This window comes from Kitasatospora sp. NPDC087314, assembly GCF_044744365.1.
In the GTDB taxonomy this organism is placed as follows: domain Bacteria; phylum Actinomycetota; class Actinomycetes; order Streptomycetales; family Streptomycetaceae; genus Kitasatospora.
In genome coordinates, this window is the sequence record NZ_JBIUYE010000019.1 from 117,565 (window position 1) to 140,572 (window position 23,008).

22 protein-coding genes and 1 pseudogene are annotated in these 23,008 nt (G+C 74.9%); 11 read left to right on the top strand and 12 right to left on the bottom strand.

The window, feature by feature from the left end; all coding sequences use genetic code 11:
* Window positions 1-53: 53 nt before the first annotated feature.
* Window positions 54-446 carry a ribonuclease gene (locus tag ACIO5E_RS34155; protein WP_400675527.1) on the bottom strand — a complete coding sequence of 131 codons (393 nt, stop codon included), beginning with the start codon at window positions 444-446 and terminating at the stop codon, window positions 54-56.
* A 313-nt stretch (window positions 447-759) separates the two neighbouring features.
* On the opposite strand from ACIO5E_RS34155, the gene ACIO5E_RS34160 reads away from it, so the two are divergent.
* Window positions 760-2,418 (top strand): carboxyl transferase domain-containing protein, encoded by a 1,659-nt coding sequence (locus ACIO5E_RS34160; RefSeq protein ID WP_400675529.1) that lies wholly within the window; start codon window positions 760-762, stop codon window positions 2,416-2,418.
* 562 nt (window positions 2,419-2,980) lie between these two features.
* Complete coding sequence (locus ACIO5E_RS34165) at window positions 2,981-3,355, top strand: transglycosylase SLT domain-containing protein (RefSeq protein ID WP_400675531.1); 375 nt, start codon at window positions 2,981-2,983, stop codon at window positions 3,353-3,355.
* A gap of 195 nt (window positions 3,356-3,550) precedes the next feature.
* Here ACIO5E_RS34165 and ACIO5E_RS34170 read toward each other — a convergent pair whose 3' ends face one another.
* Window positions 3,551-4,009 (bottom strand): HD domain-containing protein, encoded by a 459-nt coding sequence (locus tag ACIO5E_RS34170; protein ID WP_400675533.1) that lies wholly within the window; start codon window positions 4,007-4,009, stop codon window positions 3,551-3,553.
* 196 nt (window positions 4,010-4,205) lie between these two features.
* On the opposite strand from ACIO5E_RS34170, the gene ACIO5E_RS34175 reads away from it, so the two are divergent.
* Entirely contained in the window at window positions 4,206-5,129 is a 924-nt protein-coding gene (locus tag ACIO5E_RS34175; protein WP_400675534.1) for an AEC family transporter, read from the top strand.
* A gap of 241 nt (window positions 5,130-5,370) precedes the next feature.
* On the opposite strand, the gene ACIO5E_RS34180 is transcribed toward ACIO5E_RS34175, so the two are convergent.
* The gene (locus ACIO5E_RS34180) at window positions 5,371-5,805 is read right to left on the bottom strand and encodes a MarR family winged helix-turn-helix transcriptional regulator (RefSeq protein WP_400675656.1); all 435 of its coding nucleotides are present in this window, start codon (window positions 5,803-5,805) and stop codon (window positions 5,371-5,373) included.
* Window positions 5,806-5,923: 118 nt separating this feature from the next.
* Here ACIO5E_RS34180 and ACIO5E_RS34185 point away from each other — a divergent pair, with 118 nt between their 5' ends.
* Window positions 5,924-6,790: an alpha/beta fold hydrolase gene (locus tag ACIO5E_RS34185; protein WP_400675536.1), complete on the top strand. Its 867-nt coding sequence runs from the start codon at window positions 5,924-5,926 to the stop codon at window positions 6,788-6,790.
* A 353-nt stretch (window positions 6,791-7,143) separates the two neighbouring features.
* On the opposite strand, the gene ACIO5E_RS34190 is transcribed toward ACIO5E_RS34185, so the two are convergent.
* Window positions 7,144-7,407: a dsRBD fold-containing protein gene (locus tag ACIO5E_RS34190; protein ID WP_400675538.1), complete on the bottom strand. Its 264-nt coding sequence runs from the start codon at window positions 7,405-7,407 to the stop codon at window positions 7,144-7,146.
* A gap of 296 nt (window positions 7,408-7,703) precedes the next feature.
* Here ACIO5E_RS34190 and ACIO5E_RS34195 point away from each other — a divergent pair, with 296 nt between their 5' ends.
* The gene (locus ACIO5E_RS34195; protein ID WP_400675540.1) at window positions 7,704-8,681 is read left to right on the top strand and encodes a DMT family transporter; all 978 of its coding nucleotides are present in this window, start codon (window positions 7,704-7,706) and stop codon (window positions 8,679-8,681) included.
* An 8-nt stretch (window positions 8,682-8,689) separates the two neighbouring features.
* Complete coding sequence (locus tag ACIO5E_RS34200) at window positions 8,690-9,058, top strand: DUF6629 family protein (protein WP_400675542.1); 369 nt, start codon at window positions 8,690-8,692, stop codon at window positions 9,056-9,058.
* A 69-nt stretch (window positions 9,059-9,127) separates the two neighbouring features.
* Here ACIO5E_RS34200 and ACIO5E_RS34205 read toward each other — a convergent pair whose 3' ends face one another.
* From ACIO5E_RS34205 to ACIO5E_RS34215, 3 genes are all read right to left on the bottom strand, one after another.
* Complete coding sequence (locus ACIO5E_RS34205) at window positions 9,128-10,453, bottom strand: MFS transporter (protein ID WP_400675544.1); 1,326 nt, start codon at window positions 10,451-10,453, stop codon at window positions 9,128-9,130.
* Window positions 10,450-11,067, bottom strand: a complete 618-nt coding sequence (locus ACIO5E_RS34210) for an ArsR/SmtB family transcription factor (RefSeq protein ID WP_400675546.1) — start codon at window positions 11,065-11,067, stop codon at window positions 10,450-10,452. Before ACIO5E_RS34210 ends, ACIO5E_RS34205 begins: the two co-directional genes overlap by 4 nt.
* A 118-nt stretch (window positions 11,068-11,185) precedes the next feature.
* Window positions 11,186-11,872, bottom strand: a complete 687-nt coding sequence (locus tag ACIO5E_RS34215; protein WP_400675548.1) for a hypothetical protein — start codon at window positions 11,870-11,872, stop codon at window positions 11,186-11,188.
* Between the two features lie 258 nt (window positions 11,873-12,130).
* Between ACIO5E_RS34215 and polX the strand changes: the two genes are divergently transcribed.
* Window positions 12,131-13,858, top strand: a complete 1,728-nt coding sequence (polX, locus tag ACIO5E_RS34220; RefSeq protein ID WP_400675550.1) for a DNA polymerase/3'-5' exonuclease PolX — start codon at window positions 12,131-12,133, stop codon at window positions 13,856-13,858.
* A 118-nt stretch (window positions 13,859-13,976) separates the two neighbouring features.
* Here polX and ACIO5E_RS34225 read toward each other — a convergent pair whose 3' ends face one another.
* Entirely contained in the window at window positions 13,977-14,846 is an 870-nt protein-coding gene (locus ACIO5E_RS34225) for a carbohydrate kinase family protein (protein ID WP_400675552.1), read from the bottom strand.
* Between the two features lie 11 nt (window positions 14,847-14,857).
* On the bottom strand, window positions 14,858-15,862 hold the full coding sequence (locus ACIO5E_RS34230) for a pseudouridine-5'-phosphate glycosidase (protein ID WP_400675554.1): 1,005 nt from the start codon (window positions 15,860-15,862) through the stop codon (window positions 14,858-14,860).
* A 137-nt stretch (window positions 15,863-15,999) separates the two neighbouring features.
* Here ACIO5E_RS34230 and ACIO5E_RS34235 point away from each other — a divergent pair, with 137 nt between their 5' ends.
* Window positions 16,000-16,902 (top strand): LysR family transcriptional regulator, encoded by a 903-nt coding sequence (locus ACIO5E_RS34235; protein WP_400675556.1) that lies wholly within the window; start codon window positions 16,000-16,002, stop codon window positions 16,900-16,902.
* A 139-nt stretch (window positions 16,903-17,041) separates the two neighbouring features.
* Window positions 17,042-18,706: a peptide-N4-asparagine amidase gene (locus ACIO5E_RS34240; protein ID WP_400675558.1), complete on the top strand. Its 1,665-nt coding sequence runs from the start codon at window positions 17,042-17,044 to the stop codon at window positions 18,704-18,706.
* A 296-nt stretch (window positions 18,707-19,002) separates the two neighbouring features.
* Here ACIO5E_RS34240 and ACIO5E_RS34245 read toward each other — a convergent pair.
* Window positions 19,003-19,200: pseudogene (locus ACIO5E_RS34245) on the bottom strand (response regulator transcription factor); the annotation flags it as partial.
* A 545-nt stretch (window positions 19,201-19,745) separates the two neighbouring features.
* Between ACIO5E_RS34245 and ACIO5E_RS34250 the strand changes: the two are divergent.
* Together ACIO5E_RS34250 and ACIO5E_RS34255 are read left to right on the top strand one after the other, a co-directional pair.
* The gene (locus ACIO5E_RS34250) at window positions 19,746-20,297 is read left to right on the top strand and encodes a hypothetical protein (protein ID WP_400675560.1); all 552 of its coding nucleotides are present in this window, start codon (window positions 19,746-19,748) and stop codon (window positions 20,295-20,297) included.
* Window positions 20,298-20,462: 165 nt separating this feature from the next.
* Window positions 20,463-21,266: a (2Fe-2S)-binding protein gene (locus tag ACIO5E_RS34255; RefSeq protein ID WP_400675562.1), complete on the top strand. Its 804-nt coding sequence runs from the start codon at window positions 20,463-20,465 to the stop codon at window positions 21,264-21,266.
* 60 nt (window positions 21,267-21,326) lie between these two features.
* Here ACIO5E_RS34255 and ACIO5E_RS34260 read toward each other — a convergent pair whose 3' ends face one another.
* Together ACIO5E_RS34260 and ACIO5E_RS34265 are read right to left on the bottom strand one after the other, a co-directional pair.
* Entirely contained in the window at window positions 21,327-22,052 is a 726-nt protein-coding gene (locus ACIO5E_RS34260) for a hypothetical protein (RefSeq protein ID WP_400675564.1), read from the bottom strand.
* Between the two features lie 81 nt (window positions 22,053-22,133).
* Complete coding sequence (locus tag ACIO5E_RS34265; RefSeq protein ID WP_400675566.1) at window positions 22,134-22,886, bottom strand: FadR/GntR family transcriptional regulator; 753 nt, start codon at window positions 22,884-22,886, stop codon at window positions 22,134-22,136.
* Window positions 22,887-23,008 lie beyond the last annotated feature (122 nt).

Sequence of the window (23,008 nt, forward strand, 5' to 3'; positions counted from 1 at the left end):
GCCCCGGCGGGGAAGTGCGCCGGGGCCGGGAAGGGTGGAGCGGGGGGTGTGCTTCAGCAGCCCTGGTCGATCAGCGAGAACGTGGCGTAGTGGTCGCCGGTGTAGTAGTCCTCCTGGGTCGCCTCCCCGGTGATGATCCGGCGGGTGCCACGGGTCGGGGCGCCGGGCGTGATGACGGTGTACTCGTGGTAGTAGCCGTAGGACTGGCTGGGCAGGACGTGCTCCCGGTTCTGGAACACCACACCGTCCTGCGAGTACGGGAACGGCCCGTCGCTGGCGATCAGGTTGAGGGTGTCGGTCGCCTCGGCCGGGAGGGCGGACAGACACACCGTGCCGCTCACGTCGGCGTGCGCCTCGGTGGCGACGGCGACGGGCGCGAGGGTCATCAGGGCGACGGCGGTGACGGCGGCAGCGCGGGTCTTCCACGCGCGTAGAGTGCGAGTCATGTCCCTCAGTGTGGCGAGCCACCGACAACTCCGGAAGCCCTTCGACGAACTGTTAACCGGCGGGTAACTCCTCTGTCCGACCAGCGACTTGACTCGTATTCCGGCCCCAGGTCGAGCCCCGCCGGCGCCGTTCACGAACCGCCCCGACACCCCATGGGTCGACCGCCGTCGAACCAGTGCCGCCGCCGCTGTCGGCATCCTCACACCTTCCCCACGTTCGCTTCCCGCTCCAGTCGCGCCGCATAGAGTCGGCGACGGATCATGTCGGGCCGGAACGACCGCTGACGGGGTGGGCATGGGTACGGGCAGGGGAATGAACACGGGCGCCGGAGCGGGTGCGGGCACGGGGGCGAGGTCGGCCACGGGCGCGGGCACTGCGCTGACGGCGCGGCAGCTGATCGGGCTGCTGGTCGACCCGGGCAGCTTCCAGGGCTGGGACGAGCCGCCGGCCGGCCCGCCCGCCGACCCCGGCTACCGCGCCTCCCTCCACCGGGCCCGCGAACGCACCGGCCTGGACGAGGCCGTCCTCACCGGCGCCGGACTGGTCGGCGGGCGACCGGTGGCGCTGGTCGCCTCCGAGTTCGGCTTCCTCGGCGGCTCGATCGGCGTCGCCACCGCCGAGCGCATCACCCGCGCCGTCGAGCGCGCCACCGCCGAACGGCTGCCGCTGCTCGCCCTGCCCGTCTCCGGCGGGACGCGCATGCAGGAGGGTTCGGCGGCCTTCCTGTGCATGCTGCGGATCACCGCCGCCGTCCAGGCACACCGCGCGGCCGGACTCCCCTATCTCACCTATCTACGGAACCCGACCATGGGCGGGGTCTTCGCCTCCTGGGGCACGCTCGGCCAGCTGGTGTTCGCCGAGCCCGGCGCCCGGCTCGGCTTCCTCGGCCCGCGCGTGTACGAGGAACTGCGCGGCGTGGAGCTGCCCCCGGACGTGCAGCGGGCGGAGACGCTGGCCGGGCGAGGCCTGGTGGACGCCGTCGTGCCGCCGCAGGAGCTGCGCGAACTGGTCCGCCGCACGCTCGCCATCCTGGCCACCGCCGGACCTGCCGCGCCCGCCGTGCCCACCGCGCCCGTCGCTGAGCCCACGGACACCTCCGGGACCACCGCTGAGCCAACGGACACCGCCGGGACCACCGCTGAGCCCACGGACACCACCGGGAGGCCCGAGCCTGAGCCCGCGCCCGAGGCCGCCCCCACCGAGCACCCCGACGCCTGGGACTCCGTCCACCGCACCCGACGCCCCGACCGCCCGGGCACCCGCGAGCTGCTGCGCCGCACCGCCGAGGAGCTGGTACTGCTGGACGCCCCCGGCGGGCGGGACGGCGCGCTGGTCCGCGCGCTCGCCGTCCTCGGAGGCCGGCCGGTGCTGGTCGTCGGCCAGCAGCGGCAGACCCCGGAGCACGAGCGCCCGTTCACCGCCGCCGACCTGCGGGCCGTCCGGCGCACCGCGCGGGTGGCGGAGCAGCTGGGGCTGCCGCTGGTCACGGTGGTGGACACGGCAGGGGCCGAGCTGTCCGCCCAGGCCGAGCTGGACGGGATCGCGGTCGAGATCGCGCACTGCCTGACCACCCTGCTCGCACTGCGCACGCCTGTCCTGGCAGTGCTGCTCGGCCAGGGTTCCGGCGGCGGCGCGCTGGCGCTGCTCCCGGCAGACCGGGTGATCGCCGCCGGGCACGCCTGGCTCGCACCGCTGCCGCCGGAGGGCGCCTCCGCGATCGTCCACCGCGACGGCGGGCACGCCGCCGAGCTGGCCCGCACCCAGGGCATCGGCGCCCGCCACCTGGCGGAGGTCGGGCTGGTGGACGAGGTGGTCGAGGAGCGGCCGGACGCGGCCGATGAGCCCGCCGCGTTCTGCGCCCGGCTCGGGCTGGCGGTCGGCACGGCGCTCGCCGGGCTGGCGACACGGCCGGAGCCGGACCGCCTCGCGGCGCGTGCCCTGCGTCACCGCCGGCTCGGCGACCTCCGCTGAGCGCCCGGCGGCCTCCACCGAGGACTTCGGCTCCCGCACCGCCTTCACCGATGACATAGAGGACATGACGGATATGGCGGTTGAAATGGGCGGATCGGGTGTGGCGCCGGTCTCACCGAATACAAGGTCATCCGCACGCAAAGTGCCGTCGGCAAATCGCCGAGTAACGGACAAATCGACCTGACCGGTGAGTGCGCTCACATCGAATCGCGGTCAACGACGGGCGATAGTGGCCCGGCCCGGACGGCCGCGCCTCTCACGGGGCGGGCAGGTGCCCAGCTCACCGCAGTCGGCGCGCCCTCGCGACCGAGCCTCCGAATCCAAGGCGGCCACGCCCCGTACGACGGCGCGTCGTACCAAGGGGGTCTTGGCAGCGGCCAATTCCGTCTGGCAACAATTGCTCCATCGCCAGCCGCTCCGGCCCTGTCCCGCCGGTCAGCGGCTAACTGCCGCATCACGCCCCGCGACCTTATCGGCCCCTGCCCGGCCACGGTCCAAGCGGGGCGTGGCCCGGCCCAACCCGATTGAGGTCCTGTTCTTCATGCCCACTTTCAAGCTCCGTATGCGTACTTCTGCCGCTGTTCTGGCCGGCGCCGCCGGTCTGACCGCCCTGGGTGCGGGTGTGCTGCCCGCCACGGCGAACGCCGCCACCGCCTCCCCGAAGGCCATCGCCGCCCAGATCGTCCCGGCCAACCAGCTGGCCTCGTTCAGCCAGATCATCGCCCACGAGTCCAGCTGGAACGTGACCGCGACCAACCCGAGCTCGGGCGCGTACGGCCTGGCCCAGGCGCTGCCGGGCTCCAAGATGGCCACGCACGGCTCCGACTGGAAGACCAACCCGGTCACCCAGATCAAGTGGGCGCTGGACTACATGAACACCCGCTACGGCAGCCCGAACGCCGCCTGGAACTTCTGGCAGACCCACCACTGGTACTAAGCCGACCGACTCGGCTCACCTGACTCCACCCGCATCCTGACCACTCCCCCCTCACCCCGGGGGTCGGACAGGGATCACCGGGGTGACCCCAGAGGGCCCGGGCCCGCGCGATCCGCGTGGCCCGGGCCCTCTCGTGGTTTCTCCCGGGCCCGTCCGGCCGACCCAGCCGGGGCGCACCGACCCGGTTCCCCCCGCTCAGAGCTCGCCGGTGAGCCCGAGCAGTTCCCGCATCCGCGCGTACTTGGCGGCCAGCCGCTCGGCGGTCGCGGCGTCCAGCGTGGCCAGCCGCGCCGGGTCCGAGTTGTGCGCGAGGTCGGCGCGCTTGACCAGCAGCGCGCCGGGCGTGGCGAGGATGCGCGCGGTGTACGCCTCGACCGGCTCGTCGCGGCGACGGGTGAGCGCAGCCACGATCGACTTGGCGGCTTCGGGCAGCGCGGCCTCCGCCAGCCACTCCCGGCTCAGCCGGTCGTCCTCGACGGTGTCGTGCAGCCACCCCGCCGCGATCTGGGCGTCGCTGCCGCCGCGCGCGGCCGTCCCGTGCGCGACCGCCGCGATGTGCTCGCCGTACGGGTGGCCGTTCTTGTCGACCTGCCCCTCGTGCGCACGGCGGGCGATCGCCTCCACCTCGGCCAGACTCAGGTATTCGGGCTCCATCGGTTCATCGTAGGCCCGTGGCCGGCATCGGTTCAGCCCGGAGCCTGTCCCACGATTCCCGCCGCGCGCCGACGCGACGCGAGGTGCGGGGCAAGCCCCAGGGCCGTGGTCGGCCCGTTCGCGCCCGCTGGTTTACTGCCCCGGGGCGGGCGATCCCCGCGCCACCCGGCAGACCGTCCGAGTGATCCGAGGAACCATGCCCTCCCTGCACCCCCTGCTGTCCGGATTCGCCCCGATCTGGGCGCTCACCGGTGTCGGTTACCTGGTCGGCCGGACCGGGCTGCTCGGGCCGCACGCGGAGCCGGTGCTCAACCGGTTCGTCTTCCACGTGGCGATGCCGGCCGCGCTGTTCCTGATGATCGCGCGCACCCCGCTGGAACGGTTCGCCAACCCGTCGATGCTCGCCTTCGCCGGCGGCACCGCCCTCGCGATCGGCCTCGGACTGCTCGCCGGGCGCCTGCTGTTCCGGCGCGAGTCCGGCGAGCTGGCGATCGGCGCGATGGCCTCCGGGTACGTCAACTCGGCCAACCTCGGCATCCCGGTGGCCATGCAGGTCCTCGGCGACGCCTCCTTCGTCGCGCCGGTGGTGCTGTTCCAGATCCTGGTGGTCACGCCCGCCGTCCTGGCCGTCCTCGACAGCGGCGCGGCCGGGCGCCGGGCCCTGCTCACCCTGCCGCTGCGCAACCCCATCCTGCTGGCCACCGCGCTCGGCGCCGCCGCCTCCGCCGCCGGCCTGCACCTGCCCGCCGAACTGAACCGCTCCTGCGAACTGCTCGGCGGCGCCGGCGTGCCGACCGCCCTGGTCGCCCTCGGCATGTCGCTGCACAACCGCCCGCCGGCCACCGGGCGTTCGCGCCACGCCGAGGTCGGACTGACGGTCCTGATCAAGACCCTGATACAGCCGCTGGCCGCCTTCGCCGTGGCCGGCCCGCTGCTCCACCTGCCCGCCCACCAACTGCTCACCGTGGTGCTCTTCTCCGCCCTGCCCACCGCACAGAACGTCTACGTCTACGCCCGCGAGTACGGGCAGAGCGCCGGGCTCGCCCGGGACGCGGTGCTCTGGTCGACCCTGCTGTCGATGGCGACCCTCTCGGTGATCAGCTGGTCCCTCGCGCCGTAGGACTCGTCCGGCGGTTCCGCCCGGCAGGTGACCGCCACCCGTACAGGGCACGACAGTCGTCCCCCGCAAGCCGTCCAGAACCGGGGAGGGGCATCGGGGCCCGCGGCCGGCGCCCGGTGGAATCCTGGCGCCCATGAGCCAACCGGCCCCCGTAGCCTCCGCGCGACCCCGACGTCTGCCTGCTGTGCGAGGAGCACCCAGGGCCGCACTACGGCGCGTCCCGGTTCCGACACCCCGCCGGTCACTCCCGTCTGGCGGCGGCCACCACCTCGGTCATGGCCTCCAGGAAGCGCCGGGCCGTCGCCAGCTCCACCGGGTCGAACCGCCCCATCTCCGCGACCAGATCGCCGATCAGCCCGCCGAAGAAGCCCTGGCCCAACGCCATCGCCCGCTCCTCGACCACCAGCCGGACCTTCCGCCGGTCCTGCGGGTCCCGCTCGCGGCGGATCAGCCCGAGCCGCTCCAGCCGGTCCACCAGGCCGGTGGTGCCCGCCGAGTTCAACCGCAGCGCCTCCCCGAGCCGGCCCGGGGTGACCACCCGGCCGGCCCGGGCGGCGTCCAGCAGGTGGATCAGCGCGCGCAGATCGGTCGGGTGCAGACCGTTGCGGGCCGCGAACTCGGCTCCGAACAGGTCGAGTTCGACGGTCAGGCCGCGCAGCAGGTGGACCAGTCGCATCGGATCCTCAGCCTCGGACACCCTCTCGTCCTTCCTCCGGCACGCATGTGCCAGTATTCTCTCGCTGAGCGAGATACTTGTACAGCGAGTGATTCCGTCATCCCCGCGGAGGCCCATCATGTCCGCCCGCACCGCCGCCTTCCTCACCGCCTACGACGCACTGCTGGCCCGCTGGCCCGTCCCGGTCGAGACGCACACCGTCCGAACCCCCCACGGCACCACCCGGATCAACGCCTGCGGCCCGCGCGACGGCCGCCCCCTCGTCCTCCTGCACGGCGGCGGCGCCACCTCCACGATGTGGTTCGCCAACGTCGCCGCGTGGACGGCCGCCGGGCACCGCGTCCTCGCCCTCGACCTGATCGGCGACCCGGGCCGCAGCGTCCACGACGGCGTCGCGCCCACCGACGTCCCCGGACTGCTCGGCTGGCTGGACGCCGTCCTCGACCGGCTCGACGTCCCCCGGGCCGACTTCTGCGGCCACTCCTACGGCGGCTGGATCGCCCTGGAGTACGCCCTGCACGCGCCCGAGCGGGTCGGCCGGCTCGCCCTCCTCGACCCCACCCAGTGCTTCGCCGGCTTCCGCCCCGGCTACCTGCTGCGCGCCCTGCCGCTCTTCCTCCCCCGCCGCGACGCCTCCCGGGCCCGCTCCTACCTCGACTGGGAGACCGGCGGCGGCCCCCGCCTGGACGCCGGCTGGCGGGAGGTCTACGCCCTCGGGTACGCCGACTTCCCCGCCGCTCGCGTCATCACCGGACCCCGCCCCGGCCCCGACCGCCTGCGCACCCTCACCACCCCGACCCTCGCCCTGTTCGCCGAGCACAGCCGCACCCACCGCGCCGCCCAGGTCGCCGAGGCCGCACGCCGGGCCCTGCCCGAGGCGACGGTCGCCGTCCTCCCGGGTCTCTCCCACCACAACCTCCCCATGGCGGGCGCGCCGGAGGTCAACCCCCGGCTGACCGCATTCCTCGCCGCCGCACGCACCTGACCCCCTGGCGCGGCCGACCAGTGCCGGCCGGTGCGACCGGTCGCTCCGACGACGAGGACCCGGTGGACGGCGCCCATGGCACCTGCGCCTTCCGTGCGGGGACGGTGGGGCGGGAGTGGGTGGTGGCGAGCCGCAGGTGTGTGGTGTGCAGCCGCGACGTACGGGCGCGGGACCACGGGAATCCTGAACTGGGCCCTTCCCGGGCCGGATTCATCCGGGGACGGAACCCTCCCACCCACCGGGCCTGCGGCACGACGGTGCCCCTGTCCGTCAACTCGGACAGGGGCGTCAAGTACCCAGCGTCGAGAGCGAGTTGGCTCTGCCGAACTCGGTCACCCGCCGGGCGGCGGAGGTCAGTAGATCAGGTACCCCGGGCGGTGTCCTTCGTCGTCGATCTCCCCGGTGGCCTGGGCCCGCAGCTTGCGGGACAGTTCCTCCAGGGCTCGGGAGGCCGCGACCTCCTCGCCGATCCGGGCGAGCGGGCGGTCGTCCGTGCTCTTCACGGATTCGCCGTGCGCGCTCAGGCCCGGCGCCCTGGCTCCGGTGAGTCTGGCCTCGCAGGCCGTGTGTACACCGTCTTCCTCGAAGCTCAGCTCCACGTCCCACTGGTTGTGCATGCCACACCTCCTGGCAACGGCCCCCGTCGCACCTGTCCGGACCGGCACGGGCGGTGAGCGGTGTCGGCCGCTCACACCAGCGTGCGCCTGTGGCACCCGGGGCGGCAAGCGCGGCTGCCCCGGGCGCCCCGCCCCGAACCCCCCGCCGCGACTCCCCCGACCCGCCCCGGCTTCCGGCGCCGCCAACCGGGCCGCGCCACCGCCCCGGCGGTACGCTGACGGAAACGCGCCGCGACCGCCGACCAAGCCCGGACCCGCCGGCGCGGCGCGGGCAGTGACAACCGGGTGGTCCCTCCGTGGCGGTCTTCCTCCTCGCCCTCAGCGCCGCCTGCTGCCTGGGCCTCGGCTTCGTCCTCCAGCAGCACGCCGCGCAGCGGGCGCCCCGTGCCGACCTGCTGCGCTGGCGGCTGCTCCTGGACCTGATGCGGATGCCCGAGTGGCTGCTCGGTACCGGGTTCATGGTGAGCGGACTGATCCTCTCCGCACTCGCCCTCAACCAGGGCGAGGTCTCGCTCGTCGAGCCGCTGCTCGCGACCAATCTGCTGTTCGCCATGGCGCTCTCCCGGGTGCTGACCCGTCAGACCCTCGGCCGCTCGGGCTGGATCGGCGTGCTGCTGCTCGGCCTCGGGGTGACGGCGTTCATCGTGGCTGGTCAGCCCACCGGCGGCGGAGCGCCGGCCGGGGAACTGCGGCACTGGCTGGTGGTCGGCACGGTGGTCGGGCTGACCCTGCTGCTGGTCTCACTGGCCCGGCGGCTGCCGCTGTTCGAGGAGGCCACACTGCTGGCCCTCGCCGCCGGGCTGCTCTACGGCCTTCAGGACGCGCTGACCCGCACCACCACCCAGCGCCTGGACCACAGCGGGCTGGACGCGGTCCTGCGCAGCTGGCAGCCGTACGCGGTGGTGGCGGCGGGTGTGGTCGGGCTACTGCTGGTGCAGAGCGCCTTCGAGGCCGCGCCGCTGCGGATGTCCCTGCCGGCTCTGACCGCCGCCCAGCCGCTGTCCGGGATCGCCTGTGCGGTCGGTTTCCTCGGCGACCGGCTGCGGGTGACACCGGGCGCGCTGGCCTGGGAGACGGTCGGACTGCTGGCCATCGTGATCGGGGTGGTCGTGATCGGCCGTCACCCGGCGATGCCGGGCAGTGTCGGCGACACCCTGGAGACGATCGGGGCTTCGCCGGAGGACGAACGGCCCGAGGACGGCACCGGCACCGGCGACAACACCGGCAACGGGCCGGGGACCGGCACCGGGAACGGCCCCCGAAACGGCGACTAGGTGGACGGATGTGCTGGAGCGACCAGGCGGACGCCGTGGCCGGCGGGGTGGTCGCGGGCGTCGGCGTGCTCTGCCTGGTCCGCGCCCGCCGGGCGGGTCGGCCGCGACGGCTGATACTCGCCGCGCTCCCGCTGGTGCTGGGCGTGCACCAGCTGATCGAGGCGCTGGTCTGGCTCGGCACCGACCGCGAGCTGCCCGCCGCCCTCGCCGATGCGGCCCGGACGGCCTGGGCGGTGATCGCCCTGCTCTGGCGGCTCGCCTTCGTCTCCACCTGGTGCGCCCTGGCCGCCGCCGTCAGCCGCCTGCTCCTGTACTGGTCGGGCCGACCGCCCGAACGCCGGGCCGAGCGCCGCCCCGTGGTCGTCGGCGGTCGATGAGCGGCGGACTTTCGCCGCGCAGCCTCCTTCGACCGAACAGCGGCGGTCTGCCGACGAACGGCGGCCGCCCTACGAGCGCGCCGGGGCCCGCTCCGGCCGGGGCTCGACGGCGCTGTCCGGGCGGCCGCGCAGGCGGTCCATCTCGCGCCACTCCGGCCGCAGCCCGGCCAGGCTGGTGGTGGCGAAGTACAGGACACCGCCGGCGAGCAGGGTGGGTATCAGCCCGACCAGGGCGACCGCCGCGCCGGCGAGGACGCCGCCGAGGGGGATGCCGGCCCAGGCGAGGGAGTCGCTGAGGGCGTGGACGCGCCCGAGGAGGGGGCGGGGCACCCGTTCGAAGAGCACCGCGCCGAGGATCGGGTTGAGGAAGCCGGAGCCGAGGCCGCCGACCGCGAACACCGTGAGCACCACCCACAGCGGCGCGTCGAACGCGAGCACCAGGTAGCGCGGCGCCCCGGCGAGCAGGAACCCGGCGAAGAACACCGTCCGCCGGGGCAGCCGGTGGGCGACGGCGGCCGCGGTCAGACTGCCGACGACGGCGGTGACACCGAAGGCGCTGGCGGTCAGGCCGATGGCGGCCGGGCCGTTGCCGGACTCCCGCGCCCAGACCGGGGTCAGGACGGTCATGAACCCGGCGTCGAGCAGGTTGGTGATGCCGATCATCACGATCACGGTGAGCAGCAGCGGCTCGGAGCGCAGGAAGGTGAAGCCCTCGCGGAACATCCGCCAGTAGCCGGCCGGTTCGGCCTCGGCCGAGGCCCCCTGCGCGCCGGAGGCGGTAGGCGCCGCCGAGCGCCCCATGCCGCGCGGCAGGGCGAAGGCGATGACGAGGGATCCCAGGGCGAAGGTGGCGGCGTTGACCACCAGCCCGGCCATCGGGCCGATCACCGCGACCAGCCCTCCGCCGATCGCGGGGCCGACCGTGGAGGCCAGCCGTTCGGTGACGCCGGAGAGGCCGGTGGCGCGCTCCATCGGCACCCGGGCGTGGTCGGCCGCCTCCGGGACCATCACCGACTTGGCCAGGTCTCCGGGCCCGCGCATCGCGCCGATCACCGCGACCACCGCCAGCAGCACCCCGAACGGCAGCAACCCCTGCGCGTGCAACAGCGGGACCAGCCCGGCCGCGACCGCGCTCACCGCGTCCGTCGTCCAGGACACCACGCGCGGCCCGAGCCGATCGACCAGCGGCCCGGTCAGCGCCTTGACCAGCACGTACGGCGCCATCTCGGCGAAGGCGACCAGGCCCGTCATGGTGGCGCTGCCGGTGGTGGCCAGGACGAACCAGGGCAGGGCGATGGCCGAGACCCGCGTCCCGGTCAGGGAGACGGCCGTGGCGGCGAGCACCCCGGCCAGCGGACGGAGGCTGCGCGCGGGCGCGTCGACGGCGGTGGTCACCGGGACTCCCCCTCCGCGGTGTCCGTGGTCGGGTCGGGCAGCACGTGGACCACCACGGACACCTGCTCGGCGCCCTCCGGGACCGGCCCCTGCGCGTCCAGCCGGCGGTAGCGCCGCACCACGGCGGAGAGCTCGCCGGCCAGCTGCCCGGACTCCTCGGGCGTGAGGCGGAGCACCATGTCGCTGAGATCGACCGCCTTGCGCCACTCCCGCGGCATCGTCTCGAAGGCGTCGATCGTGCGCTGGGCGGTCAGGGCGTGCGCGGTGAGGACGGACCGCAGGAAGCCGACGGCCGTCTCCGGCTCCTCGTCGGCCAGGTCGTCCCCCGTCCAGACGGTGAGTGTGTGCGCCGCACGCCACCACCGCTCGCGGGCGTTGCCGCGCTCCGGATCCTCCTCGACGAAGCCCGCGGCGGCGAGCTGACGGAGGTGGTAGCTGGTGGCCCCGGAGTTGAGCCCCAGCTGCTCGGCGAGCCTGGTCGCCGTGGAGGGGCCGTGCTTGCGCAGCAGCCCGACCAGCTGCATCCGCACGGGGTGGGCCATCGCCTTCATGCCCTTGGCCGTGAGGACGATCTGCGGGTCGTCACTGTGCATCCAGCCGCGTTCATCGGTCATGGCAGGAGCGTAGGACCGCAAAGGGTTCTTTGCAAAGGGTTTTTGCGAAGAAGTCTTTGCGGTTCGAGCGGGGGTCGTCCGACGGCCCCGCCGGAGGCCCCGAAGGGAACGGGAACGGTCAGTCGTGCGCGACCACCAGCAGCAGCACCACGGTCAGCCCGCCGCCCGGCGTCGTCTCGACCGCCAGCCGCCCGCCCGCCGCCAGCACCAGACTGTGCAGGGCGGGCCCGACCGGCCCGCCGGCGCGCACGCCCGCGAGCAGCCACTCGCGCGCCCCGGGCAGCTCGGACGGCCCCCGGTCGGACACCCGTATCTCCACCCGCCCGCGCGGCAGCGCCGCGCCGCTCGGCCCCGCCGACCGCAGCGCCGCCGCGGCCGCGCCCGACCCGCCCGTCATCCCGGCGCGGACCAGCACCCGCCCGCCGAGCGGATTGCGCCGGATCGCGTGGTCGACCAGCCCGGCGAGCGCGGCCTCCAGCCGCCGCGCGTCCCCGGCCACCACCGGCAGCCCGGGCGCCACCTGGACCGTCACCGCCGCCGCCCGGCCGCCGCCGCGCACCACCCGGCGCACCACCTCAGCCACCTGGACGTGCCGCGCCCGCGGCTCGCAGCCGGCCTGCCGGCCGGTCCACCGAACACGTTCCAGTTCCGGCCGGGACAGCGTCCGGGGCGCGGCCATCGCACCCGGGTGGAACGGCCCGGCCTCCTCGCCCACCGCCCTGCCACCGGGCCCGCCCGGCCCGCCGAGGGCGCCGAGCGCCCTGGCCCCCGACGCGACATAGCCCCAGAGCTTCCCGCGTGCCATCGCCCTACCCCTCGTGCATCGCCGGCGGCCGTCATCAGTACTGCGGCCGACCCGCGCGGACCGCTTCCCAGGCCCTTCCGCCAGCCTGAGCCCCCACCCGCCCCGGTGGCAATCCGGCTCCGGGACGCGAACCGGACACCGCCCCCCGTCGAGCGGCCGGTCCCGCACCCGCCGACCGGCGGGGCGGGCCCCGCGAGCGGGGCGGTCCGGGACGAGCAGGGACGAGCAGGGACGGACCGCCGAACCTAGACTGACCCCATGCCCCGGCTCAACGACCAGGTGCGGGAGCTGCTCCAGGAGTACGCCGACCTGATCAACATCACCGGCGGGGACGCCTTCCGGGCCCGCGCCTACGAAAAGGCCGCCCGGGCGGTGGGCGGCCACTCCGAGGACCTCGCCGGCCTGGACGTCAAGGGCCTGCAGCAGATCCCCGGCGTGGGCAAGTCCACCGCCGAGAAGGTCGCCGAGTACCTCGCCACCGGGCGGATCACCGCCCTGGAGTCCCTGCGGGCGAAGATCCCGTCCGGGGTCCGGGAGATGATGGCCGTGCCCAGCGTCGGCCCCAAGCGCGCCCTCGCCCTCTACCGCGACCTCGGCATCGCCTCCGTCGACGACCTGGCCGAGGCGGTGCGCTCCGACCAGCTGTCCGACGTGGCCGGCTTCGGCGAGCGCAGCGGCGAGAAGATCCTGCACGGCATCGAGTTGATGCGGCAGTCCGGCGGACGGACGCTGCTCGACGCGGCCACCGAACTGGCCGAGCAGTTGGTCGCCGCGCTGTCCGCCGTCCCCGGCTGCACCCGCTGCACGTACGCGGGTTCGCTGCGCCGGATGCGCGAGACGGTGGGCGACGTCGACGTGCTCGCGACCGCCGCCGACTCCGCCCCGCTGATGGCCGCGCTCACCGAACTCCCGTACGTGGCCGAGGTGATCGCGAGCGGGCCGACCAAGACCTCGGTGCGCACCACCGGGGGCGTCCAGGTGGACCTGCGGGTCGTCCCGGAGGAGGATTGGGGCGCGGCGCTCGTCTACTTCACCGGGTCGAAGGCGCACAACATCAGGCTGCGCACGATGGCCGTCCGGTCCGGGCTGAAGCTGTCGGAGTACGGGCTGTTCGAGGTCGACGGCGGCGCCAAGGTGGTGTCCGCCACCGAGGAGGAGGTGTACGCGGCGCTCGGCCTGCCGTGGATCGCGCCGCCGCTGCGCGAGGACCGGGGCGAGATCGAGGCCGCCCTGCGCGGTGAACTCCCGGACCTGGTCCAGGAGTCGGACCTCCGCGGCGACCTGCACACGCACACCGACCTGACCGACGGGCTGGCCACCCTGGAGGAGATGATCGACACCGCGGCCGCCCGCGGCTACTCCTACTACGCCGTCACCGACCACGCGCCGGACCTGGTGATGCAGCGGATGACCGACGAGAAGATGCTCGCCCAACGCGAGAAGCTGCGCCAACTCGCCGACCGGCACAAGAAGTTGCGCCTGCTGCACGGCACCGAGCTGAACATCGGCCCGGACGGCGGCGTGGACTGGCCGCCCGAGTTCCTGGCCGGCTTCGACGTCTGTGTGGCCTCCGTGCACTCACACTTCACCGCCGACCGCGCCGCCCAGACCCGCCGTCTGATCCGCGCCTGCGAGAACCCGTACGTGCACGTCATCGGCCATCTCACCACCCGGAGGATCGGCCGCCGCGGCCCGATCGACGTCGACCTGGACGCGGTGTTCGCGGCCGCCGCGCGCACCGGAACCGCGATCGAGATCAACAGCTCCCCGCAGCGGCTCGACCTGCGCGACGAGGACGTCCTGCGGGCGAAGCGGCACGGCGTCCGCTTCACGATCGACAGCGACGCCCATGCCACCGGGCACCTCGCCTACCCGCGCTTCGGCATCGGCACGGCGCAGCGCGGCTGGCTCACCGCCGAGGACGTGGTCAACACCTGGCCGTGGCAGCGCCTGAAGCGTTTCCTCCGCAAGGACGCGCTGCGCTGAGAACAGTGGGCGGCCCTCGCCGTGAGCACCCCGCGCCATGGCCGGCCCCGCCGTGGACAGCCTCGCCGCGCCCAGCACCCGCCCTGGGCGGCCCTCGTCCGGGGGCCGCCCACCCGCGTCACCGCTCCGCGAACGAGGCCCCCGGCGTGGCCAGCACCCGGGCCGCGCTGCGGTGCCCGAGGCCGGCCGCCAGGTGCAGGTCGCCGGTCTCCAGGAACCCGGCGAGGAACCCCGCGGCGAACGCGTCCCCCGCGCCGGTGAGGTCGCGCACCTCGCTGACCGGCGGCACCGGCACGGTGAACCGCGCTTCCCCGGGCACGTCGACGGTGGTCGCCTCGGCGCCCGCCTTGGTGACCACCGTGGTGGCCGCCAGCCCGGCCCGCTCCGGCCCCGGCAGCCCGCCCACCAGCAGGCCCAGGAACTCCGCCTCGGACCGGTTGGCGAACACGAAGGTCGGCGCCAACTCGGCCAGCAGCGCCAGGAACCGCTCCCGCCCGAACTGCTCCAGCATGCCCGTCGAGGAGGCGTCCACCGAGGTGGTGCCACCCGTCTGCCGGACCCGCGCCAGCGCGTCCACCGCCGAGCGGCCGACCGGCTCGCCGTCGAAGGAGTAGGCGGGCACATGCAGGTGGGTCAGGCCGGCCAGCCACTCGTCCGGCACCCGCTCCAGCAGCTTGGCCGCGCCGCGGTCGGGCAGCATGGTCCGCTCGCCGACCTGGTCGATGAGGACCACGATGCTGCCGGTCTGGCCGCGCCGGGCCACCCGTACGTCGACGCCGTGGCCGGTCAGTTCGGCGACGATGCCGTCCCCGACCGGGTCGGCGCCGACGCAGCCGATGAACCGGGCCGGGTACTGACCGGCGGCGAAGCTCGCGACGTTCGCCGCGCTGCCGCCGCGCCGCCGGAACACCTGGGCGCTGGAGTCGGTGCCGTGCCGCAGCGGGCCGTCGACCCAGACCACGATGTCCTCGACGAGGTCGCCGAGCACCCCCAGCACGGTCAGGCCTCGCTACCGGCGGCGGCCGCCGCCAGCGCGGTCGCGATCTGTCCGCCGAGCCGGACGTTGCCCCGGTAGACCTCGACGTTGACCTCCAGGCTGCGGCCGTGGGTGTCGCGCTGGATGAAGTCGAGCAGGAACGGCGTCGAGGCGTTGCCGGTGACGCCCTGGCGCTCGGCCTCCGCCCAGGCGCGGGCGAGGATGCCGTCGAGCTCCTCCGGCGGCAGCTGCTTCGCCGGGTCCACCGGGTTGGCGATCAGGACGGCCTGCGGCAGGTCGAGGCCGTCCCGGGCGTCGATGAGCCGCGCGGCCTCCTCGGGCGACTCGACGCTGTAGGCGATCTCGTGGCCGGAGTCGGTGACGTAGAAGCCGGGGTACCTGCGGGTGCGGTAGCCGATGACCGGGATGTTGAAGGTCTCGAAGCGCTCCAGGGTGGCCCGGATGTCGAGGATCGACTTCACGCCCGCGCTGATCACGGTGACGGGCGTGGCGGCCAGGGTGGTCATGTCGGCCGACTCGTCGAAGCTCTCCGAGGCGCCGAAGTGGACGCCGCCGAGGCCGCCGGTGGAGAAGACCCGGATGCCCGCCCGGTGGGCGAGGAAGGCGGTGGCGGCGACGGTGGTGCCGCCGTGGCGGCCGAGCGCGGCGACCACCGGCAGGTCGCGCAGGCTCACCTTGTCCAGGCCGTCCGTCGCGGACAGTTCGGTGATCTGCTCGGTGCTCAGCCCGACCGTGGGCACCCCGGCGTGCACGCCGATGGTCGCCGGGACGACGCCCGCCGCGCGCAGCTGCTCCTCGGCCTCCAGCGCGACGGCCAGGTTGCGGGGGCGCGGCAGGCCGTGGGTGAAGATGGTCGACTCGAGCGCGACGACGGGCCGGCCGCCGGCGACGGCCCGCGCGACCTCCTCGGAGACGCGGATGGCCCGCACGGAACGGGCGGACGGCGCGGAACGGGTGGCCGGCGCGGAGCCGGCGGCCTCGGGGGTGCTGGTGGGCAGTCCGGTCATGATCCGAGCTCTCTGTGAGATGCCACTGCGATGGGGCAACGTGTCGCTCAGCGTATGGACCGTTCGCATCGGAATCCAGAATGAGTCCTGGGGTTTCCGATAGTCTCCAGGCTATCGGTTCACCTAGGCTTCGGACCATGGGTTTCACCTTGCGTCAACTCGAGGTCTTCCTCACCGTCGCCGAGACACTGCACTTCGGGCGGGCCGCGGAACGGCTGCACATCTCCCAGCCGACGGTCAGTCAGGAGGTCGCCCGGCTGGAGCGGACCGTCGGCGTCGAGCTGTTCGACCGCAGCCGCCGCTCGGTCGCCCTGACCGAGGCCGGCGAGGTGATGGCCACCGAGAGCACCCGGCTGCTCGGGCAGGCCGAGACACTGCTGGCCCGGGTGCGGCTGCACGAGGAGTCCCGGCTGGGCACGGCCCGGATCGTCGCCTCCCCGAGCGTGGTGAACCGGCTGCTGCCCGCCGTGGTCATCCGCGCCGAACAGGAACTGCCCGCGCTCACCACCGCCGAGGTCGCCGTCGACACCGGGCAGGTCTCCGCCGCCCTGGCCGCCGAACTGGCCGACATCGGCCTCGGCCGCTTCCTCGACGAGGTGCCCGGCTACCGGCTGGAGCGGATCGCCGACGAGCCGGTGCGGGTCGCCCTCGGCCGGGACCACCCGCTGGCCGGCCGGGCCGCCGTCAGCCTGCGCGAACTGCGCGATCTGCCGCTCCTGCTGTGGCCGCGCGAACAGCACCCGCGCTACTACGACCACGTGCTCGGCCTGTGCGCGGACCACGGCGTCGACCCGCCGGTGCTGGTCAGCCCGCCTCGGATCGTCGGCTCCCGGCTCTACCTGCTCGCCCGCAATCGCGCGTTCTCGCTGGTGCCCGGCTCGATGACCGGCCACCTCACCGAGGACGTGGCCACCGTGCGGCTGGACGGCCGGGCCACCCTGCCCCTGGAGATGCAGTGGCGACTGGACGACCGCCGCCCCCGGCTGGCCGCCCTGCGCGACCTGATCCGGCAGGAGGCGGCGGTCCTGGAGGGTGACTGACCCGCGTCCTCCGCGCGGCACCGCCCGGTCCCGGCCCGGAGACTCCTTGACGCTGGCATGCCACCGCCGAAAGGATGCCCGGATCGTCCACCCCGGCCAGCGGCAGCGCCCGCCGGCCGCCCGACCCCGGGGACCCGCCTTGGCCGTCCGCCCGCTGTTCCGCCGCGCCGCCCGCTTACTCGGCGCCGCCGTCCTGACCCTCGCCGGCACCCTCACCGCCGCCGCCCCCGCCCACGCCGACTTCGGCACCGACTACCACGACCCCGTCACCGCCACCAAGCCGCTCACCCGCCCCGACACCCGCTCCTGCACCGTCGAGGTGATGCACGACCAGCAGTTCCGCAACGGCTACGGCAACCCGCCCGACACCCCGTACACCGCCACCCTCACCCCGCCCGCCGACTGCGCCGGGCCCTGGTCGGCGGTGATCCTGGACCTCCACGGTCAGGTCGCCGGGCGGCAGTTCGACCGCATCTTCAGCGCCCGCATCGGCGGCGTCCAGGTGCTGCTCTCCTCCACCCCCGAGCCGTCCAAGGACGGCATCGAGTGGAACCTCGAACACGACCTCACCCGCTACGCCCCGCTGTTCACCGCCGGCCCGCAGCCGTTCTCCTTCGACCTCGCCAACGTCACCGACGCCACCTACACCGGCGTCTTCACCATCAGCGCCAGCGTCACCTTCTACACCGCGGACGGTCACCGGCCCGCCGCCCGCACCGCCGACCAACTGCTCACCACCGGGCCGTTCGCCCTCACCCAGGCCGCCCCCGCCGCCACCCGCGACCTCACCTTCCCGCAGAACCTGGAACGCCTCACCGCCGAGGTCTACACCCGGGGCGGCGGCGCCTGCGAGGAGTTCGCCTACGCCTCCGCGCCCGACGCCTTCGTCGCCGCCAACCCGAGCCTCGGTGCCTGCGGCAAGGGCCCGTTCCGCGAACTGCGCCTCACCGTCGACGGACGGCCGGCCGGCGCGGTCTGGCCCTACCCCGTCATCTACACCGGCGGGTGGGACCCACTGCTCTGGCGGCCCGTCCCCGGCGTCTTCGCCTTCGACCTGCCCGCCTACCGGCTCGACCTCACCCCCTACGTCGGCCTGCTGCTCGACGGCCGCCCGCACACCGTCGGCATCGCGGTGAACGCCACCGAGGCGCAGAGCAACGACGTCTGGACCGGCCAGATCAACCTCTTCGCCGACGTCGACCACGGCTCCGCCCGCACCACCGGGCAGCTCGCCGAGTACCGGGTCGCCCCCGAGGCCGACGTCAACACCCGGCTCGCCGACCACGGCGGCGGCAGCGGCGACTGGACGGTCACCGCGGGCCGGCACGACCTCGCCCGCGGCTGGGTCCAGACCTCGCACGGCCGGATCACCACCGAGGTCCGCGACGACCTCGCCTTCCGCTCCGCCCAGCAGCTGCGCGACAGCGGCAACGACGTGACCCTGCACAACGGCACCGACCTCACCCGCACCACCGCCACCTGGGGCGGCGGCCCGCACCGCACCACGACCGTGCACGAGGACGAACCGCTGGACGTCACCTACCGGGTCACCCACGACGCGGCCGGGAACACCGATCAGCTGACCGCCATGGACCTCGGCTACCACCGCGAGGCCACCGCGGCCACCGGCGGCCACGTCACCGAGCGCTCGACCGTCGACCACACCCTCCGCCCCACCGCCCGCCGCCACGACGGCGACTCCACCGTCCGCACCGGCACCAGCACCGAGGACTACCGGAGCACCGGGCCCGACCGGCCGTACCACCGCACGCTCTCCTTCGTCGACGGGTGGCCGAAGCCGTAGCGGCGCCCGACAGCAGCGGAAAGATCATGGTTTGCGAAATCCACCCGATTTCGGCCGGTTGCCCCCTGGTGCGCACGGCGTGGGAGGCGCATGATGGGAGTGGACCTGCGAGGTAGCTGAAGGAGTTCGACCGCAGGAGGCAGTGGCGACAGATCGAGACGGATCAGGGTCTGCCGCTGGTACTACCTCGGTCGACGATCGAACTACCGGCCGGAGGACGTCATGTCCGGAGGCCACCCCCGCCTCGCAGGTTCCCGCGTCCACGGAGCACCCCCTCGGCTCCGTGGACGCACCCGTCGCTGCGGCACCGGACAGCCCATCTCCCCGGCGTGGACCGCGATCCCGACCCGGTTCGCCACCCCGAGCGTGCGCTGGATGCTCGCGACGTGCGTCCTCACCGTCCCCGGCGAGATGAACAGGTCGGCGGCGATGTCGGCGTTCGTCCGGCCCGCCGCCACCTGACCGGCGATCTCCACCTCCCGCTCGGTCAGCGCCACCAGCGCGCCCCACCGGGAGGGAAGTTCACGCCGGAGGTCCGGCGCGGTTCACCTGCGCGCGGTGAGGCCGGCGGCCATGAACGCTTCCGGTGGACGTCTCCCCGTCAGCCGGCGCGGGATCCTGGCCGGCGCCACCGGCCCCGGTCTCGGCGGTGCCGTCTCCCTCTCCGGCCTCGGCGGCCAGACCACCATCGACGTCACCTACTACTCCGTCAGCGGCCCCTACGGCGACCTCGTCCCCGTCGACCGCTCCACCCTGACCCGTCCGCGCGGCGCCCGCGGCCGAGGCCGCCGGCCCCGACCCGCACCCCCTGGGCGTGCGGCCGGTGCGGTTCCCGCCCACGCCACGCGCCCACGGTCCGTCCACGGCGTCCCGGGCCCTGGGCCCGCCACCGGGGCAGCTCTCCCGGGGGAGGCGGGATCCTCCCCCGGGTGGAGTCCGGAGGCGCCCAACTCCCCTCCACAGCGGGAGGTCCGGCGCGGCGTCCAGAGCGAGAGTGGTGGCACCGGAGATTCCACCCGCCGAGAAGGACGAGCCCGCCATGAACCGTCGCACCGCCGTCGCCGCAGCCGCCCTCTGCCTGCTGGCGACCGCCGCCGCCGCCACGCCCGCCGCCGCCACCGGCCCGGCCGCCGACCCCGCCGGCGGCGCTGCCGGGCCGGTGCGGGTGCACGGCGCCGGTGGGACGGTCCTGACCGCCGCCTTCGGCGAGTTCGCGGGCGATCCGGTCCGCTTCGAACTGGACGCCCGGGCGGGCGTCAACACCGACCCGAGGACGACCAGCGGGCACTTCCACGTCACCCACGTCCACACCGACGGCCGACCGGTGGCCGACTTCGAGGGGGACGTCACCTGCCTGGCCGTGGGCGGCCGGGAGGCGATCGCGACCGGTGTGGTCACCAGGGGCGAGGCGCCCTGGTTCCCGGGCCGGCCGCTGGTCGGGCAGCAGGTCGCGATCTCGGTGGAGGACGACGGGAGGCGCGGGGACCGGCTGGGTTGGATCTGGGGCATGTTCGGCGCGCCCGTCTCGGACTGCCAGGGCACGGTACCGTTCATCCGCACGACCAGTGGCGACTTCACCGTGCGCGGCTGACCCCGCCCGACCAGGGGCCTCCCGACGCCGTCCGGCGCCAACCACCGCCCGACCGCCCCTGGAGGCCCGCCCGATGCCCGTCGACCGCCCGACCGCGCCCCGTCCTGCGGCACCCGGGCCATCCGAACGGGGCGCGGGGTCCACCGACCGTACCGGGGAGGGCCGGTGAACCCCGCGCCCGACCGTCGCCACGCCCACGGCACCGGGCGCACGGACGGCGGCAACCACGCCGACTACGGCCGACTCGCCGCCATCGGCCCGTACTTCGCGCTCGACACCCCCGCCACGCCCGGCGAGGCCCCGCCCCCGGGCTTCCGGCCGCTGCCCGAGCTGTACGGCACCGGGCCGGACGCGCCGCTGGCCCGGCGGATCCGGGTGGTGGCGCAGCGGCTCGGCACCACCGAGCTCCGGGTGGCCGCGTCGATCCTGCACCTCGGACTGGCCGCCCGCTTCTGGTCGGTGGGCCTCGGGGCGGCGGTCCTGCTGGGGACGATTCCGACGCTGGAGCGCGCCTGGGTGCGGATCCCGGACCAGGGGCCGCTCGACCTCTGGACGCCGCCCGAGCCGGTGCCGTCTGCCCAGGGGCCGCTCCCCGCGCCGGGAACGCCCGCCCACCGGGGCTCGCTCGCCGACCGGCTGTACGAGGCCGTCCTGGTGGGACAGTTGGAGCCGCTGGCGGCGGCGGTGCGGTCCGCCGTCCCGCTCTCCGCACGGCTGCTGGCCGGGAACACCGCCTCCGCGCTGGCCGGCACCCTCCGGGTCCTGGACGCGCACGCGCCGGGGCCCGCCAGGGCGTTGGTGGCCGAGCTGCTCGCCCGTCCGCCGCTGGCCGGCACCGGGACCCTGTCGGCCGGGCCGCGCGGCGCCTTCCGGCGGACCAGCTGCTGCCTGTACTACCGGGTGGGGCCGGGTGCCGGGGTCTGCGGCGACTGCTGTTTCAGCCGGCCGCCCGCGCCGAAGCGGGGCTGACCGAAGCAGAGCCAACCGAAGAGGAGCGGACCGACCGGCTATGACCTTCGCTATCGAAGGTCATAGCCGGACCACCTGCCAGTCCGCCGCCGACGACGGCACCGCCGCCCGCTCCATCGCCGGGTCGGCGAGCAGCGCGCGGGCCAGCGAGCCCACCGGGAAGGCCGGGGTCGAGGCCGCCAGCACCCGCCCCTCGCCGGTGACCAGCACGGCCTCCCCGGGCAGCGCCCGCAGCGGCGGCACCAGCAGCCGCTCCAGCGCGGCCAGCGGGACGTCCCCCGCCACCACCCCGACGAAGCCCGGGGCCGTCACCGGCCGGGCGCAGCACAGCACGTACCGGTCCGCGCAGAGCAGGTCGACCTGCGGCCCCGCCACCGCCGCCCGCCCCTCGTCCCCGGGCGCGGCGAACCAGGGCAGCACCCGGTAGTCGTAGAACTCGGCGTCCGCCGGGTCGAGTACGAGGCGCAGCCGCCGCTCGCCGGTGCCGCGCGCGCCGCGGTACCACCACTCCACGTGCAGGTCGGCGTCGGCGAGCGTGCCCGGGGCGGCGACCGCGCCGCAACCGAGGTAGTGCGAGCCGGGCCGGTGCAGCAGGTCCCGCACCGGCCCCTGCAGGGCGGCGAGTTCGGCGGCGGCGGGCCGGCGCCCGTCGGCCGCGGCCCGGGTCCAGCAGTCTGCGGCGGCCGCCCGCAGGCCGTCCAGTTCGGCGAGCACCGACTCGACGGCGGCGGCGACGCGACGGGCGCAGGCGCCGACGGTGGCGGGCGGGGCGAGCGTGGTGGTCATGACGGCTCCGGCGGGGATGGGGGTTCCGGGGGGGCGGCGGCACGGGCGGGCCGCGGTGAGGGCTTGCCCGGCCGACACGCCCTAACCGTCGTCCGCCAACTGGAGGTGCCCCCGGACGAGGTGGTGCACGCACGCGACGGTGTGCGCCTCGGCGGCGGTCCGGGCGCCGGTCGCGTCGCCGGCCAGGACCGCGACCAGGATCTCCCGGTGCTGCTCGGCGAACCGTTCCTGGTCGGGGCCGTGCGGGGCGGGCAGCCAGAGCAGCGGGCCGAGTTCGGCCTGGAGCCGGACGGCGAGCTGGGTGAGGCGCACCGACTGGGCGGCGACGGCGAGTTCGATGTGGAAGCGGGCGTCGGCGCGGCGCTGCTCGGCGGGCCCGGCGGCGTCGCGCAGGTCGTGCACCAGCCGGGTGAGCCTGGGGGCGAGGTCGGCGGGGGCGCGTTCGGCGGCGAGCCGGGCGGCGGTGCCGGAGACGGCCAGCTCCTCGTCGCCGAGGTCGCGCAGGTCGACGGTGGCGAGGTCGCGCAGCCGGGCGAGTTGGAGGCGTTGGGAGCCCTCGGCGGGGGTGCGGACGAAGCTGCCGCCGTTGCGGCCGCGCCGGGTCTCGATCAGGTCGGCCTCGCGGAGCAGGGCGAGCGCCTCGCGGACGGTGCCGTTGGCGACGCCGAGCTGGTCGGCGAGGTCGTTCTCGCTGGGCAGTTGGTCCCCGTCGGCGACCAGGCCGAGGGCGATCGCCTCGGTGATCCGGCGGGCCACGGCGTCGGCGCGGCCGAGGTCGGTCAGCGGCGCGAGGACGGCGCTGAGCAGCGGGGTCGCGCTCCCGATGGTCGCCACGCCGGGCCCTCCTCGATCGCCTTGGGACTGGGTGTTTCCGGCAGGGTACCCCTTGGTCGGGCGCGCACCCTTGCCGCTAGAAACTCAATCTCGTATGTTTTCCCGCAACCTCGGCCCGAGCC

Excerpts from the sequence above, each read along its gene's own strand:
- ACIO5E_RS34155 (WP_400675527.1), bottom strand. The coding sequence starts at position 446 with ATGACTCGCACTCTACGCGCGTGGAAGACCCGCGCTGCCGCCGTCACC.
- ACIO5E_RS34160 (WP_400675529.1), top strand. The coding sequence starts at position 760 with ATGAACACGGGCGCCGGAGCGGGTGCGGGCACGGGGGCGAGGTCGGCC.
- ACIO5E_RS34165 (WP_400675531.1), top strand. The coding sequence starts at position 2,981 with ATGCGTACTTCTGCCGCTGTTCTGGCCGGCGCCGCCGGTCTGACCGCC.
- ACIO5E_RS34170 (WP_400675533.1), bottom strand. The coding sequence starts at position 4,009 with ATGGAGCCCGAATACCTGAGTCTGGCCGAGGTGGAGGCGATCGCCCGC.
- ACIO5E_RS34175 (WP_400675534.1), top strand. The coding sequence starts at position 4,206 with ATGCCCTCCCTGCACCCCCTGCTGTCCGGATTCGCCCCGATCTGGGCG.
- ACIO5E_RS34180 (WP_400675656.1), bottom strand. The coding sequence starts at position 5,805 with ATGCGACTGGTCCACCTGCTGCGCGGCCTGACCGTCGAACTCGACCTG.
- ACIO5E_RS34185 (WP_400675536.1), top strand. The coding sequence starts at position 5,924 with ATGTCCGCCCGCACCGCCGCCTTCCTCACCGCCTACGACGCACTGCTG.
- ACIO5E_RS34190 (WP_400675538.1), bottom strand. The coding sequence starts at position 7,407 with ATGCACAACCAGTGGGACGTGGAGCTGAGCTTCGAGGAAGACGGTGTA.
- ACIO5E_RS34200 (WP_400675542.1), top strand. The coding sequence starts at position 8,690 with ATGTGCTGGAGCGACCAGGCGGACGCCGTGGCCGGCGGGGTGGTCGCG.
- ACIO5E_RS34210 (WP_400675546.1), bottom strand. The coding sequence starts at position 11,067 with ATGACCGATGAACGCGGCTGGATGCACAGTGACGACCCGCAGATCGTC.
- ACIO5E_RS34215 (WP_400675548.1), bottom strand. The coding sequence starts at position 11,872 with ATGGCACGCGGGAAGCTCTGGGGCTATGTCGCGTCGGGGGCCAGGGCG.
- polX (WP_400675550.1), top strand. The coding sequence starts at position 12,131 with ATGCCCCGGCTCAACGACCAGGTGCGGGAGCTGCTCCAGGAGTACGCC.
- ACIO5E_RS34230 (WP_400675554.1), bottom strand. The coding sequence starts at position 15,862 with ATGACCGGACTGCCCACCAGCACCCCCGAGGCCGCCGGCTCCGCGCCG.
- ACIO5E_RS34235 (WP_400675556.1), top strand. The coding sequence starts at position 16,000 with ATGGGTTTCACCTTGCGTCAACTCGAGGTCTTCCTCACCGTCGCCGAG.
- ACIO5E_RS34250 (WP_400675560.1), top strand. The coding sequence starts at position 19,746 with ATGAACCGTCGCACCGCCGTCGCCGCAGCCGCCCTCTGCCTGCTGGCG.
- ACIO5E_RS34260 (WP_400675564.1), bottom strand. The coding sequence starts at position 22,052 with ATGACCACCACGCTCGCCCCGCCCGCCACCGTCGGCGCCTGCGCCCGT.